General features: G+C 40.7%; 13 protein-coding genes. 4 read left to right on the top strand and 9 right to left on the bottom strand.

The features are described 5' to 3' along the window. Positions 1-150 precede the first annotated feature (150 nt). The 7 genes from J500_RS09420 to J500_RS09390 form a co-directional block, all read right to left on the bottom strand. Positions 151-1,614: a TniQ family protein gene (locus tag J500_RS09420; protein WP_034699302.1), complete on the bottom strand. Its 1,464-nt coding sequence runs from the start codon at positions 1,612-1,614 to the stop codon at positions 151-153. 60 nt (positions 1,615-1,674) lie between these two features. Beyond that, positions 1,675-2,193: a hypothetical protein gene (locus tag J500_RS09415; protein WP_034699301.1), complete on the bottom strand. Its 519-nt coding sequence runs from the start codon at positions 2,191-2,193 to the stop codon at positions 1,675-1,677. Between the two features lie 34 nt (positions 2,194-2,227). Beyond that, positions 2,228-3,223 carry a TniB family NTP-binding protein gene (locus J500_RS09410; RefSeq protein WP_034699300.1) on the bottom strand — a complete coding sequence of 332 codons (996 nt, stop codon included), beginning with the start codon at positions 3,221-3,223 and terminating at the stop codon, positions 2,228-2,230. Continuing rightward, the gene (locus J500_RS09405; protein ID WP_034699299.1) at positions 3,223-5,139 is read right to left on the bottom strand and encodes a Mu transposase C-terminal domain-containing protein; all 1,917 of its coding nucleotides are present in this window, start codon (positions 5,137-5,139) and stop codon (positions 3,223-3,225) included. The genes J500_RS09410 and J500_RS09405 overlap by 1 nt, the downstream gene beginning before the upstream one ends. Continuing rightward, entirely contained in the window at positions 5,129-5,764 is a 636-nt protein-coding gene (locus J500_RS16925) for a TnsA endonuclease N-terminal domain-containing protein (protein ID WP_052024134.1), read from the bottom strand. The genes J500_RS09405 and J500_RS16925 overlap by 11 nt, the downstream gene beginning before the upstream one ends. A gap of 113 nt (positions 5,765-5,877) precedes the next feature. Beyond that, the gene (gene parE, locus J500_RS09395; protein WP_004985945.1) at positions 5,878-7,758 is read right to left on the bottom strand and encodes a DNA topoisomerase IV subunit B; all 1,881 of its coding nucleotides are present in this window, start codon (positions 7,756-7,758) and stop codon (positions 5,878-5,880) included. A 14-nt stretch (positions 7,759-7,772) separates the two neighbouring features. Then, positions 7,773-8,360 carry a YqiA/YcfP family alpha/beta fold hydrolase gene (locus J500_RS09390; RefSeq protein ID WP_004985955.1) on the bottom strand — a complete coding sequence of 196 codons (588 nt, stop codon included), beginning with the start codon at positions 8,358-8,360 and terminating at the stop codon, positions 7,773-7,775. 220 nt (positions 8,361-8,580) lie between these two features. On the opposite strand from J500_RS09390, the gene J500_RS09385 reads away from it, so the two are divergent. After that, positions 8,581-9,930 (top strand): alpha/beta fold hydrolase, encoded by a 1,350-nt coding sequence (locus J500_RS09385; RefSeq protein WP_004985957.1) that lies wholly within the window; start codon positions 8,581-8,583, stop codon positions 9,928-9,930. 91 nt (positions 9,931-10,021) lie between these two features. Here the strand turns inward: J500_RS09385 and J500_RS09380 are convergent, their stop codons facing one another. Both J500_RS09380 and gshA read right to left on the bottom strand, forming a co-directional pair. After that, positions 10,022-10,543 (bottom strand): disulfide bond formation protein B, encoded by a 522-nt coding sequence (locus tag J500_RS09380; protein ID WP_004985960.1) that lies wholly within the window; start codon positions 10,541-10,543, stop codon positions 10,022-10,024. Positions 10,544-10,560: 17 nt separating this feature from the next. Next, a complete protein-coding gene (gene gshA / locus J500_RS09375; RefSeq protein ID WP_034699298.1) occupies positions 10,561-12,138 on the bottom strand; it encodes a glutamate--cysteine ligase in 1,578 nt (525 codons plus the stop codon). A gap of 201 nt (positions 12,139-12,339) precedes the next feature. Here gshA and J500_RS09370 point away from each other — a divergent pair, with 201 nt between their 5' ends. The 3 genes from J500_RS09370 to J500_RS09360 are packed head-to-tail and all read left to right on the top strand — an operon-like array spanning position 12,340 to position 14,829. Next, entirely contained in the window at positions 12,340-12,879 is a 540-nt protein-coding gene (locus J500_RS09370; protein ID WP_004985964.1) for a DUF924 family protein, read from the top strand. A 46-nt stretch (positions 12,880-12,925) separates the two neighbouring features. Further along, positions 12,926-13,507 (top strand): CC0125/CC1285 family lipoprotein, encoded by a 582-nt coding sequence (locus J500_RS09365; RefSeq protein WP_004985966.1) that lies wholly within the window; start codon positions 12,926-12,928, stop codon positions 13,505-13,507. A gap of 14 nt (positions 13,508-13,521) precedes the next feature. Further along, the gene (locus tag J500_RS09360; RefSeq protein WP_004985969.1) at positions 13,522-14,829 is read left to right on the top strand and encodes a DUF445 domain-containing protein; all 1,308 of its coding nucleotides are present in this window, start codon (positions 13,522-13,524) and stop codon (positions 14,827-14,829) included. Positions 14,830-14,852 lie beyond the last annotated feature (23 nt).

Below are 14,852 nucleotides of genomic sequence, written 5' to 3'. Positions count from 1 at the left end.
TAGATTGTAAATCTATATCTCTCAAACACCTTTTATCAGATTAGATCAAGTCAATAAATTTTTTGGATCATTAAGACCCAAATTTCTAGAGTAAAGAAAATAAGAGGGTTGATAAGAAATCAATAATGGCCTCTTTCTTTGGCTAATAAATTAATAGTTATTTAAAGTAAAATCTGTAAATTGCTTGCAACTTAAAGGATGATCAACATCGTGGGAATACCCAAATTCAATCTGCCCAGCTTGCATAGCTAGAACTAATCGAACTATTGAGTAACCTCTACGCTGCATACTTCTCATTGATAGCGATCCAGATGGTGGATTAGACTTCCGTGCTTTCTGGCAAAAACTCGCTATCAGCTCTTGGCATTGTACTTTATCAACGATCCAATCTCGGTTGAACGTATCTGGGCGCTGAAGCGTATGTAATATACCAGCATCTAACAACTGCTTTAGCTGATATCTTGTGAGCTGTAACGCCTCACAAGCCTCATCCATCGTCCAATTTGAGGATATCTGTATTGCAAGACCCTCAACCTGTTCACGGGAATAGTGCTTTTTCCCTTCAAAAACACGAGGTGTAAGCTTTTGTTGTTGTACTAATTTATCTACTCTATCTGGATGACAATTAAGAATTTTGGCAGCTTCCTTTTTTGAAAGAATATTTCTTTCTAGAGTAGTTAACTGGATGCGTGTTATACGCTTCGATTCTAAGACACTAGGCCAATATTTCTCTATGTAATGGTCAAATTCAACTTTTATCCGAGCAATCCCTTTGTTTTCACTCTGACGATGTAGAGACTCATATAAATCCCTAAAATGTTTATGTAGACCACCAACTCCTTTCTTGCTCATCGGATGCTCAAGATATTGGTTGAGAAACTTGTAGTAAGCATCTGGCCAATTCTCAAGCATTGTCCATACGTACTGATAATGTTGAACAAGCTCACCATTCGTTATTGAAAGAGGTTGAAACGAATCACCCAATAACCTTGATCTATAATGAGCAATAAAATGAATTAAGCTAAGAGATTCTCGGAGCTCCAAACCTTGCAGAATTTTAGGGCAAGGAATTCCATTTCCTCCTTGTAACAGTGCTTCAATATATTGACTGAGTTTGATTGCCTCAGACGGAGCAACATCACTTAATGAATTGATAACATCCGTATCATCAAACTTATTTAAATACCTACGATACCAATTCAGTCGTTTGCCAGTACCAGAGTGCGTATCTATCAATAACTTTCCATGTCGAACACATGCAAGATATGGCAATAAGCTCCATTCAAATCTACAAAACCCTAATTCTTCGATACAATCTGGACAGACCTTTGGATACTTCACAAGTAGATAAGGGGTATCAATAACGTGTTGAAAAGAATGAAATACTGGCTCAATTTTAGAGGAACAACTTGTTAACCCAAGCTGTAACAAATACACAGTAAGATCAAACTCACCAGTTAAAATCTGATGAACTGGTACACGATTATTTTTCCAAGCCAAACCAGCTTGACGCAGCAAATGACCTATGTGCTTAAAGCCATTTTTCTCTGATATTCGAATCAAATAGCTGACTAAGCATTCATTTGGTTCGATGCTAGGTCTGGCGAGAAGCATCTCAATGATCTCACAATTGACAGTATAATATCCAAAATTCACCAAAATCTTAAAACTATTCTATAGATACGTCTTGATCAATCCATATTTCTTTAAAGATAAAGTTCCTTCTGGGATTAGATCAGCGAAATAAATCCTATCTGACAGAGGTGAATTATGTAGTCCAAGCTTACTCATAGAACACTGTATCAAACCACAATATTCTTCTTTATTTTTAGTTTTAAATAATTGCTGTAATGGCTCAAATTTTTTACTAGTAAAGGTCGGCCCTACACATGGATATTCAGCTATCTTATTCCATGACCAGTTTTCTGAGTATCGATCGAGGCACCTGAAACATTGTGACCGCATAACATCCGACTCTTCTACTTGATCAATACCAAGTTCAATATAAAGCCCAGAAATAATTCTAAATATGTTGATGCTGTCAAAAGAATAGATGCAATACCATTTTTTAGAGGAATTTATTAGAAATTTTTTAAAGGTTTGGATATCAGAAAAACCATTTTTCTTTCCCAAATCATTCAAGTAATCACTAAATTTTTGCTGAGCATTAGGTCGTGATCGATCAAGCAACATAACGTCTTACCTTGAAACAAACTATCATTATTATTTATCCTGCCAGACAAAACACTTTATTGCCTTTTGATACTCCAAACTCAACATATTCAGCATCGATGATCGCGTTTTTATTTGCCCTATACCCAAAATGCCAGTCTGAATGAACGATGAGTTCTCTCAACACTAACCTGTCAATCGGCAGTAAAAAAGCATTATTTCGCTCATCAATACCATAGCTGCTAAGAACCTCAGCAAACAAATCCGTATCTACTTTCATGTCTTCCATTTCAGACATCATCCTAGCATCACGAACAAGATTAGCCGTAGCTGCTAGATTTCCACTCGTTGCACTAAAACACCTTAGCGACATTGTCATTTCTTCCAATTTAATCTTTTTAGAAAGTCCATATGCCTCTGATAAGCACATCAAGAGCCTTCTATAATCATCACGATCCTCGTTACTGCTGATCCTAAAAGGTGGAATGGTATATCGGTATGATATCCGACGTGCTAATTGCTGATTTGATTCAACGAGATATCTACTCCAAGGCATTCCCATAAAAATAATAGGTATCTCTGTATCATTGATTAGGTCTTTAAATAAGTCTGCAATTCCTGTGACAACCTTTGCACTACGACGTTCAATGATCACCTGAATTTCATCAAGGATCAGCAACTCTATGCCAACCACCTTAAGCAACGTAATCAATCGCTCATAAAGTTCACCTTTATTTTTCGCACCTCGTCCGCACTGTGGATCGCCAATAGTGACCAACAACGATCTTAGGAATTCTTCTGGTGTAGAAACTGATCTTAATTCGTAGTGTAAAACAGGGATATGTGTCCGCTCTACTTGCTCTATTTTCGGATTATTCTTTGCATAATATTTTGCTAACTCAGATTTCCCACTTCCAGATTCTCCAGTTACCAACATGCAAGAAGCAACTCCATATTTTTTCTTTTTATTGCGCAAAGAATCAAATAGATTCACCATTTTTGTAAGAAATGGACTTTTAATGAATGGACGCTCCTCGAAAGTAGTTTTCATTAGCCCATACTCCATCCATTTAAGCTGAGATTACCCCCATCATCTTCAAAATCAACTTTCATCGTACGATGTGAATTGTCCACCACAAGGCTTATATTAGGGACACCTGTTTTATCAGATCTTGCGGCTTTAGATGTTGTTACTTGCTTACTTCTTCGAACATTTCTTGCGTGATATTCTTCACGCTCTTTAGCAAGTTGAATTTTAGCCTTTTGGAGATTCAGGTTATCAAATTTTGATTGTCGAGCAGCTCTTGCAGCAGCCCGAATCTTATTATGTTCAAACTCAGAAAGATTGGAAGCATAAGAATATTTCAGGCAATCTACTTTTAAATAGACCTTGTTAATCTTATCTAGCACCAAGATATAACCAATATCAAAAGGATTGTATTTTACAGTTACTTCCCCAGGCCCATCTCTTCTATATAAATCTTTAAGAAGACTTGAGTCATAGTTCATCGAAAAAATTTCGATACCACTTTTATTCAGCGTACGTGTGGCTGTAGCCAGTAAAATAGTAGTCAACTCCATTTTATCTTCTACTGGTACTGGAAAGCACTCCTCCGAGCTAGCCCAAATTTCATAAGGTGTTAAATCTGAGTCTTCTAGAGGTGTATGGTGATACTCTTCTGTCACCCACTTCACAAAATAGCGTTTAAACTCTGAAAATGTGAGCGCAGCTTCTTGCCTTGCGTCATAGCCATCACCAGATTTACCAATTTTTCTAACCACACCAGGCAGATCATCAAGTACCAGTGCATTGACTATACCGAAAAAACGTTCAATACGACTTTTATAGTTACCTTTACGAATCGGACAATACTGAAAAACTGTCCCTATTTCATCCGCAACTGCAATAAATTTCTTACCCCAAAACTCATTAGCATTGTCTGTTACAAGCGTCGAAGGAATTCCATGAGCAGGCCAAGAACCGTCCAATTTCAACTCGTTCATAAAGTCATTTTTCGGTAAGAATGCATTCAAACAAGCCAAACAAACTGAGGCATATGAAGGTGCCTCAAAAGAAATTTGGAATCCAAGTAACATTCCAGAATAATGATCTATCAAAGCAGTGATATTAGGTCGACCAAGTAAAGTCTTATAGTCATCATGTAGAACATGAATATCCAACTCTGTATGATCAAGCTCAACACGCTCTAAGACTCTAGTAGTAGTTATCCCACTTAATGCTTTAGCTAGCTCCGCCTGCAAAACTCGAGCACCATATCTCCCTTTTTTCTTAGTTTGGTAAAGCCCACTTAACACACGATTCTGAACAGTATGATATGTTGGCTTCTGAAGTGGTTCATCAGGATGATCTAAATTGTGTGACATAATTTTAGCTTCAACATTACGAACCACTGAAGCCATTGACGACTGGCTGAGCGTGTAATATCGCTTTGCACAATATTCAATAATTTCAACAACTTTAGCATCAATCTTAGGATTTCTATGCCCTTTAAATCGATGCTTAGGATAAAGACCTTGTATCTTTAGACCTGCCTCGACAAAACTAGCATGCCAACTTCTTACTGATTGCCAATGTGGTGCTTTCTCACCTAATTCTAAAGCGACTTCCTCTATCGTATTTCTGGCACTTTTCTCAGTGATTTTACTAATACCATTTTCTTTAAGCTTTTTGATATATTTATATTTTCTATTGGTTTCACGCTGTTCAGCTTCTGAAAGATCAATAAACTTAAGATCCCCAAAATCTCGCGATTCCGCAAGAAATTTAATACCTCCTGAAGCGTAAACTGTACCTAGTTCTTCTCGACTCAATCTAGATACGGCTCCATTCTCAATATCTACTAAAACGACTTCTGCTTTTCCTACAGACCGAACCATAGCACGATGACAAGGAATACCCTTGTTAAACTCAATGATTACACCTTGTTCCCATAACTCAGCAGACATCGAATTTCACCTCTGTTGTCATACTCAGTGGCTCAGAGCGCATATCAAATCGCAAATACCCTAGCGCAATCCATGAATATATTTCTCTCAAGTGTGCTCGGTCACCAAGTCTATGCACTAACTGTGCTAATGGCATCGAATCATTAATATCTTCGGCGCACTGCTGAAGATTCTTCATTTTTAATAAAGGGCGCTTTTTATATTGGTAAAGTTTTTCATAGTTCGATAGTAATGGCTGCTGATAGATTTCAATTTCGCTCACGATCAAAAAATCAGTATTTGTATTATTTAAGAAATTATTAAAGCGAGAAAAAAGAGATTGATAGTGTTCCGTTTGAGCATATTCAGAGGGTTTGATCTCCACATATTTCCTAATACCAGAAGTATAAATAACTTCAAAATCAGGTGTATAGATACTACACCCACCATCATTATCAGGAACTTCAAATTTTCGAGGTTGTGAAAAATATGTCTCTACCTCAGTGTCAAATTCTAAATGAAGACAATATTTCGACTCTAAGATGGATTCAACAAGAATTGTCTTTCCATCATTCGCTTTTATTGAAGGAAAACGAACAATATTCTTAACAGCAGATTTCTGAATTTTGCGCGCAGGGCCATTCATTTTCTAGCTCAACCTGAACTTCCTTGTTCAAATTATAAGCTTTTTTATAAGTTTATCCTACATAATTTATAGAATATTCCTACAATTTTATAAACTTATCCTACAATCTACACTTAGATAGGAATATCCGCCAAATTACCTTTTTGCTCTAACCAATGTTTTCGGTCGCCAGAACGTTTTTTGGCAAGAAGTTTATCCAGTAAACCTGCGGTCAAATGGGTATCGTCCAGATCAAGCTGTACCAAGCGGCGCGTATTCGGGTCCATCGTGGTTTCACGTAATTGACCTGCATTCATCTCACCCAATCCTTTAAATCGGGTAATTTGCGGATTTTTGCTTTTAACTTTAGACAGAATCGCCTCTAACTCAGCTTCATCCAGTGCGTAAAATACATCTTTGCCTGCATCAATACGAAACAGTGGTGGCATCGCCACAAACAAATGTCCTTCTTCGACCAATGCAGGAAAATGCTTGACGAATAAAGCACATAGCAACGTCGCAATATGTAAACCATCCGAATCGGCATCGGCCAGAATACAGATTTTGCCATAACGAAGTTCTGACAAATCATCACTGCCCGGATCAACGCCAATCGCAATCGCAATGTCATGTACCTCTTGTGAAGCCAAAACCTCATCGGAGGACACTTCCCAGGTATTCAAAATTTTACCGCGAATCGGCATGATGGCCTGAAAGTTCTTGTCGCGTGCCTGTTTGGCACTCCCCCCCGCAGAATCACCCTCGACAATAAATAGCTCAGATTCTTCACGAGTTTGTCCAACACAATCAGCCAGTTTTCCAGGCAAAGCTGGCCCCGACACAATCTTTTTACGCTCAACTTTTTTGGCGGCTTTTAAACGTCGTCCCGCTTTAGAAATCGCCATTTCTGCCAGTTGCATGGCAATTTCAGAGTTTTGATTGAGCCACAAAGCAAACGCATCTTTGGCAATATTAAGCACGATCCCTGAGGCTTCACGGCTGGAAAGTCGTTCTTTGGTTTGACCTGAAAATTGCGGTTCCTGAAATTTAAGCGACAGAATGAAATTGACACCATCCCAGACATCTTCGGCAGACAGCTTTAAATTACGCGGCAATAAATTGCGAAGTTCACAAAACTCACGCAGTGCTTCGGTGACACCAGAACGCAAGCCATTAACATGGGTTCCGCCTTGCGCAGTTGGAATCAGGTTGACATAACTTTCCTGAATTTGCTCACCACCTTCGACATTCCAGCAGATTGCAAACTCACAACTGGCGCGTTCGGCTTGACCCTGACTGACAAAAGCAGGCATCGGGACAATCTCACGGTCTTCCAATTCATCCATCAAATAGTCGACCAAACCATTTTCAAATTGCCATTCGATTTTTTCATCATTGATTTGATCGATGTAGCTAATTTTAAGTCCAGCCGCCAAAACTGCTTTGGCTTTTAGATTATGCTTAAGTGCTTTTAAGGCAAATTTTGGACTGTCAAAATATTTGGTTTCTGGCCAAAAATGTACGGTAGTGCCTGTTGCTCGTTTTGCGACTTTTCCTTCAAGCACCTCAAGCGGTGCGACAGGTTCACCCTGCTCAAAAGCCATCTTATAAAGATTGCCCTGACGCTGAACTTCAACCTCAACCCGACTGGACAAGGCATTCACCACCGAAATCCCGACCCCATGTAAGCCGCCCGAAAACTGATAGTTATCGGTGCTGAATTTACCACCTGCATGTAATTTGGTTAGGATAATCTCAATGCCGCTTTGACCATATTCAGGATGAATATCCACTGGCATCCCGCGACCATTGTCTTCAACTGACAATGAGCCGTCTTTATAAACCGTCACACAGATTTTATTGGCATGTCCCGCCAGCGCCTCATCCACGGCATTATCAATCACTTCCTGTGCAAGATGGTTTGGACGTGTCGTATCGGTGTACATGCCTGGACGACGACGTACAGGATCTAAACCCGATAAAACTTCAAGTGATTGAGCCGTATATTGTGACACCTTGTACGATTTCCTTATTTAAGCGAATAGGTTAAAAATTCAAGAATCAACGGTATTTTTTGTTCAAAATCATCCATTGCATGGTTACCATGCGCATCCGATAAAATCAAGGCGCGATGTGATGGCTGACTATAATAACGCTGTGCCTCACGATAATCCAAAGTTTCATCGCCCTGCTGAAGCAACACGAGTATTTTCTCGGCAGGATCAGCATAGGGTACAGCCATCTGCTCAAGCTGATCCAAATGCTGTTCGGTGAGTGTCCAACGATCACCCACCCAGTAAGGAATCTGATTGATACCAAATAAATCGCGAAACAGTTGCCATGGTCGCACAGCAGGATTGATCAATACAGCAGGCAAAGCATATTTGGCGACAAACTGAGTCGCATAAAACCCACCAAAGCTACTACCTACTAACACCACCTGATCCAACTCCTCTATCAACTGCTGAATCACGTCTACCACGACCAACGGCGGTAAATTTAAATCAGGTAAATGTACCTGAATTTCAGGATGGTGAATTTGACAATAGTGTTTAAGCTGTTGCCCTTTGATCGAGAAAGGGCTACTTTGAAAGCCATGTAAATAGACCAGATTCATGCGCAGAAGCACCATTAATAATGTGATATTCATCACAACTATGTTTTAATTTGTACCTATGCCTAAATTGTTAGACAAAAAAATAAAAATAACTGGTCATTCATCAGTATTTTTAAATAGTTGTGAATGCAACACCTAATAAGATGAATATAATCGTTTTATCGCCTGAAGCAAATGAAAAATAAAGTAACAGGTGCGTGCATGAATCAAGGATTTGGATATGCCAAGTTTAACGCCTTTACACGAGACCTATTGTAAATGGGATCGTACGCCACCGAGTCAGGCCGATGTGCTTGAGGGTTTGGCACAACTGGTGAGTACCAGTTTATTGGGGGTTCACGATGTTGTTCAGATTATCCATCGTGAAGTATTACAAACGACCTTTGGGATGAGTGACCAGCAATCCCGTCGTTTTTTAAAAATTCCACGAATTGAACGTTTGCAGCAATGGTCATATAACACCTTACAAAAATATGGTCGTTATTTTCTTGCCCCGAGTTTACGTCGTATTATTGAACAATTTCCAACCCTACACGACAAACCCTTAACTCCTACCCTGCACTTTTTGGTCGGTGCATTAAATGGGGTGTTAGGCGATTATCTGCTCAAACATCAAAATCCAATGGCATTACCTATGGTGTTATATGACCATTATGGTGCATTGCAACAAGGCGACATTGCAGGTCGTGTGGTGATTTTTGTACATGGATTATGTATGAATCATACGGACTGGACCAATCGTAATTTTGGTGGCATTGGAGAACGTTTACTGGCGCAGCGTGATCACAATATTATGCTGTATCTCAACTACAATACTGGACGTCGAATTTCAGCCAATGGCCGCAGCTTGGCCAATACACTTGAAGATTTGATCACCCGTAATCCTCGCATTACTAGTATCGATTTGATTGGGCATAGCATGGGCGGATTGGTATCACGTAGTTCGTTGTTTTATGGCAAACAAAATATGCACCAGTGGACACATATGGTGGGCAATCTGGTCTGTATCGGTTCGCCACATCATGGAGCAGTGTTGGAGCGTTTTGGATTCGCGCTACAAGATCGACTAGGCAGTTTTCCTTTCGTGAAATTGATTGGCCATTTGGTCAATATCCGCAGCAACGGTATTTTGGACTTACGTCATGGCAGTGTGCGTGATGATGACTGGGAACATTTGGAAGCCCGAATTGGACTAATGGATGATAACCGTAAACCTGCTCCACTACCTTCACATATCAGTACGTTCTTTGTTGCTGGTACGGTTGAACATGAAAATCAGAAAAAAAGTCTCAAAGCCTTGTCGATTATTGGCGATTATCTGGTCAGTGTAAAAAGTGCCTTAGGAGAGCATCCAAATCCACGTTTTCAACTCAAACTCCCAGATTCGCATAAAGCCGTTTTTCATGGGTTAAATCATTTTGAAATTCAGTATCATTCCAGCGTTTCTGAACAAATTACCCGCTGGTTTTATCCTGAACATGATGACTATGCATGTTTGGGTGTGCAAACTCATATGATTAACATGCAAAATTATGATCCTACTGATCTTACTGGGATTGTGGAGACTTGATTTATTTTGTCCGCGGTCAAGTCATCATGCTCTTGTCTAGTTCTGAAATAAATAAAGCCAGCAATTGCTGGCTTTATTTTTGGTTCTTACATTATTTCTTGTAAGCTTTTTTCGCAACGGGATATGTTCTGAAAAGTTGCCATAGACAGATCAGCAATAACACACTAAAGAAAACCAACGACCAGACAGGTAGCGATTGCCCCAAGAAAGTCCAGTCAATTGCGGCACATTCACCAGAACCAGTCAGCACTTCGTTCAATACTGTTTTGAGAGGCAGCGCATCAATTAAATAATTCAGTCCAGGACCACAACTTGGCACTTGATCAGGTGGCAAAGTCTGTAACCAGACATGACGTGCCGCTACACCGACAGACCAACCAATCGACAAGGTTGCCAGTAAAGCATACATACGCTTCATAAGATTTGAAGCAGGATTATGCAAAAAAGCAATCAAGGCGAAAATCCCCATCGCCATCAGCCCAACACGCTGAAACACACATAATGGACAAGGGTCCAGACCTTTTACATGTTCCAGATAAAGTGCAAATGACATGCCGACAATACTGGCCAGTACCAATAATCCATTGATAAAGCGATAATTACGCCATTGCATGGATATACCTCTTGTTTTTATCGAAATTGGGCAAGATAGCCATCAAAACTCATCACGCTTTCTTGTTCCAGTTGATGTTGTTGTTGCAAGGATTGTTGAGCCAACTGCTCAAAATAAGCGGTTTTTTCAACACTTAATTCATATTGATCGTACATCTTGGCATAGTCATGTGCCAATACACTGCCAAAACTCCAGGTACCCCCATGTGCCAACGTATCCGCGACTACTTGAGCTGAAAGTGTCTGCTCAATCTGTTGCGCACGTTGTTGCATCACCTTCAAAGCATCACTGTACAAATTGCTCTGATAAAGTTCATCCAGTAGCTCTGCACATTTTTGTATCTGCTCAAGATGCTGTATGACCCAGCTTTGCACCGACTGCTCACCTGTTAGGCTCATGATTTTGGCGACGGTGGAACGCCCTTCATTCACAACCGTATTTTGATTGCGTTCTATGAGATCCTGTTCATCATCATGAATTTCAGGGCTTTCTGATAATAAGCAATATAAAGCCAACGCTTCTAAAAAACCTGCTGTCGTTTCATCAATACCAATCGGACTATAAGGATTGACATCTACTGCGCGTAATTCCACATAGCCGACCCCACGATTTTGCAAAGCCTGTGAAGGCGTTTCGTCATTTTGGGGAACTTGTTTGGGGCGAACCAGACTGTAGTATTCATTTTCAATTTGTAGGACATGGTCATTAATCTGAATCGGTTCACCCTGTTCATCATTTAAACCAAGCTGGGTAAAGGGTGGATACGGCGTTTTCACTGCCTTTTGCAAACCTTCGAGATAGGCCTGAATATCGTTATAATGAATACCCAGTTGTTTCTGTGCCGAGTTCTGATACCCCAAACGTCCCATGCGTAATGCGGTGGCATCAGGTAAATACATGGTGCCTTTAACTAAAGGCTGTAGATGATGCTCACGCCCTGTTAGAAAACAACGACATACCGATGGACTGGCACCGACCAGAAAAATCACCAAAGGCGTTAAACGAATAAAATTACGTATTAGACCAAAATAGCGATGGCTACGATAATCCTGCGCATTGAGTTGTTGTAATGCAGGATCGGTTTCGTGTTGCTGTAGTGCGGCAAACAGCGTCTCAGGAAACGATAAATTATAATGAACCCCTGAAATGGTTTGCATCCGACGACCATAACGGACTCCCAGACCACGGCGATACAGCGTCTTAAAACGCCCAATATTGGATGTACCATAATAGGCTAAAGGAATATTTTCTTCCTGATCATCCAGCATACAGGGCATCGACAGCGGCCACAGTTTTTCACCGGGATTTAAATGACGATGCACCACTGCATGAATATCTTTTAAATCTTCTAAAACCGCAGGAATGCTGTCTTTCGGCGGGGGGATAAACTCCATCAAAGCTTCAGAATAATCTGTCGTAATCCGCGGATGAGTTAAAGCAGAACCTAATGCTTGAGGATGCGGATTTTGCGATAAAAAGCCATTGCTCTGCATACGCAGACTTTCGCGTTCAATTCCCCGCAACATCCCTTGTAAGAGTGAAGAATCTACCCACGTCGGCACGACAGTTGGAGAAGCTGATTTGGGTTGACTCATGTACACCTGCTCGCTGATTTAAAGAACGATGAAAAAAATCATGACTTTAGTATAACGCGAAATCTGCCAGACCGCGCAGGACTTGATAGGATTTGCACAAACTGGCCGTTTCACTTTGACAATTTTTTATCACAAACTTGGTCTATAAGACATGTTTGATTTGTGATTTTATTGAAGAATAAATTAAAAGAGTGAAAATAAATGAATCCACAAGATGTCCTGAATTTTTGGTTTGCTCCTGAACAAGAACCGTTATGGTTTAAAAAAAGTGATGATTTTGACGCAAAAATTCATCGCCAATTTGCCGAAGTTCACCATCAAGCCACACAGGCAGAGCTATGGTCATGGCGTCAGGATGCCGAAGGCCGTCTTGCGGAAATTATTGTATTGGATCAATTTTCCAGAAATCTATATCGGGATCAAGCACAGGCTTTTGCCCATGACGCAATGGCGTTGGCACTGGCGCAGGAAGCCATTAGTCTGCAACTGGATGCAGAACTGAGCCCACCACAGCGTTCTTTTCTCTACATGCCGTTTATGCATAGCGAATCCAAACTGATTCATGAGTTTGCGCTTAAACTCTTCCAACGCTTAGGCAATCCAGTCAATCTGGATTTTGAGAAAAAACATAAAGCGATTATTGATCGTTTTGGACGCTATCCACATCGTAATGACGTGCTAGGTCGTGAATCAACAGCTGAAGAACGTGAATTTTTAACTCAACCCAACAGCAGTTTTTAAGTAATCTTTGTTTTACTCCGTGTATGTCTGATAAAAGGAGTTCGCGATGAAATATCTCTCACTCGGTGCCGCGCTTGCAAGTGTCTTGATCCTTGCGGGATGTGCCACAACACCACAAAAACCCAAAACCTTTGATCAATTAGGGCAATTTGCCACTTATCCGTTAAATAATCAGATTTACCGCATCAGCTTTAAAGCTGATCCCAATATGAGTTATGGTACAGCTGAAGAAATCACACTGGTTAAAGCCGCACAGACCACGATTCAGAACGGTTTTCGCTATTTTAAAGTGATGGATGATCCAAGTAATCAAACCCAAAAGCCGCCTCGTCAAGCGGTGGTGTATTCATCACCGAATTATTATCCGTATGGTTATTATCGACGTTATCCTGGTTTTTGGCCGGATCCCTTCTATGATTCACCACGTGTGGTCAATATCGATCCTGTCGAAGTATCGTATAGTATAGAATGTTATAAAGATCAAAAAACTGCATCCAAAGATGCCTTTGATGCAAGCTTGATCTTACAGTCATTAGGGAAAAAATATGGCTTAAGTCCGTCTGGTGCAGTGTTATTGCCTCAACCAGTCAACGCTCAACCCGCGGGCAGCAGCAACAACAAAAATTAAGACAGGATGCTTGCATGCAGGTTGAAGATACATCTCATTCTCCAAGTTTAAGTCGCAGTAAACGCTATGCCACGATTGCGCTACTCAGCGCAGTGGTGGCATGGATTATCCTCATGGTTCTGGCAAAATTCTGGCCTGAATATGCATGGATCATTCACATTTTGATGCTTTCTGCCGAAGCTGGCGTGGTGGGGGGACTGGCGGATTGGTACGCCATTACCGTGTTATTTCGTAATCCTTTTGGCAAGATCCCCATTCCCAAATTTTTACTGGATCACACTGAAATTATTCCGCGTAATAAGACCCGTATTGCCGAATCCATGGGGCGTTTTGTACAGGAAAATTTCCTGTCACCACAGGTGGTCGAGCGCAGTTTAAACAATACTGATCTCAGTCTGGCGATTGGACAATGGCTGGCCAATCCTAAAAATAGCAATCAGATTGTACAATTGATTCAGCAAACCGTTCCCAAACTATTTGAGTTTGTCAGTCAGGAACAAATTGCACGTTTTATACAGACCAATAGTGTGCAATGGGTCAAAAACACCCAAATCAATTCTCTTGCCAGTGAAATGTTACGCGCTGTACTGGAAAATGATTTTCATCAGGATGTATTGCAACGTGGACTGGATCTGGCGCATGAATGGATTGTGACTCATCCTGATCAGGCACGAGAATTAACCCGTACCTTGTTTAAGGAACTTGGTGTGTGGAAACTGGCCAAAGGTGCAAGCTGGATCGGGATTGATGTGCAACAACGCACCATTGATTCACTGATTGAGAAAGTCGAGTCGATGCTCGCCGACCCAGAACATCCGTGGCGACAAGGCATCGAGCAAGGTGCACAAAGCATGATGTTACAACTGGCAGATTCAAACAGTGAAGCCAGTCGTCGTTTAAATGAAGGTAAAAATGCCCTACTCGATAGTCCGCAAGTGCTAAACTTTATCAGTGGCGCAGTGGTGATCTTTTGTAATGCGATTAAGCAGGATTTACTTAAAGAAGATTCAGGCATTGCCCAAAATTTACGTATTGCGATTGAACAAATCGGCCAGAGTCTGATACAAAATCGTGCAGTGCGTGAAGTGCTCAACGAAAAAATGACGGGACTCGCGATTAGCTTTAGCGATCAATATAGCGATAAAATTATTCGTTATATCAGTGAGCGAATTCATGAATGGGATTCACGTGAAATGATTGCCAAAATTGAAAATGAAGTTGGCGGCGACTTGCACATGATCCGCGTCAATGGCGTGGTGGTAGGTGCGTTTATTGGTCTGGTATTAGGCATCATCCGCGCATTGGTCGATTATATGCTATAAGATTATTTTTCCAGATGAGAACC

This window comes from Acinetobacter sp. 479375, assembly GCF_000581715.1.
Taxonomy (GTDB): domain Bacteria; phylum Pseudomonadota; class Gammaproteobacteria; order Pseudomonadales; family Moraxellaceae; genus Acinetobacter; species Acinetobacter ursingii.
This window is presented reverse-complemented; position numbering and strand designations above follow the sequence as displayed.

Bases quoted from the DNA above. Each gene is read 5' to 3' on its own strand.
- J500_RS09370 (WP_004985964.1), top strand. From the start codon at position 12,340: ATGAATCCACAAGATGTCCTGAATTTTTGGTTTGCTCCTGAACAAGAA.
- gshA (WP_034699298.1), bottom strand. From the start codon at position 12,138: ATGAGTCAACCCAAATCAGCTTCTCCAACTGTCGTGCCGACGTGGGTA.
- J500_RS16925 (WP_052024134.1), bottom strand. From the start codon at position 5,764: ATGAATGGCCCTGCGCGCAAAATTCAGAAATCTGCTGTTAAGAATATT.
- J500_RS09365 (WP_004985966.1), top strand. From the start codon at position 12,926: ATGAAATATCTCTCACTCGGTGCCGCGCTTGCAAGTGTCTTGATCCTT.
- J500_RS09360 (WP_004985969.1), top strand. From the start codon at position 13,522: ATGCAGGTTGAAGATACATCTCATTCTCCAAGTTTAAGTCGCAGTAAA.
- J500_RS09380 (WP_004985960.1), bottom strand. From the start codon at position 10,543: ATGCAATGGCGTAATTATCGCTTTATCAATGGATTATTGGTACTGGCC.
- J500_RS09410 (WP_034699300.1), bottom strand. From the start codon at position 3,223: ATGAAAACTACTTTCGAGGAGCGTCCATTCATTAAAAGTCCATTTCTT.
- J500_RS09390 (WP_004985955.1), bottom strand. From the start codon at position 8,360: ATGAATCTGGTCTATTTACATGGCTTTCAAAGTAGCCCTTTCTCGATC.
- J500_RS09415 (WP_034699301.1), bottom strand. From the start codon at position 2,193: ATGTTGCTTGATCGATCACGACCTAATGCTCAGCAAAAATTTAGTGAT.
- J500_RS09385 (WP_004985957.1), top strand. From the start codon at position 8,581: ATGCCAAGTTTAACGCCTTTACACGAGACCTATTGTAAATGGGATCGT.
- J500_RS09405 (WP_034699299.1), bottom strand. From the start codon at position 5,139: ATGTCTGCTGAGTTATGGGAACAAGGTGTAATCATTGAGTTTAACAAG.
- J500_RS09420 (WP_034699302.1), bottom strand. From the start codon at position 1,614: ATGCTTCTCGCCAGACCTAGCATCGAACCAAATGAATGCTTAGTCAGC.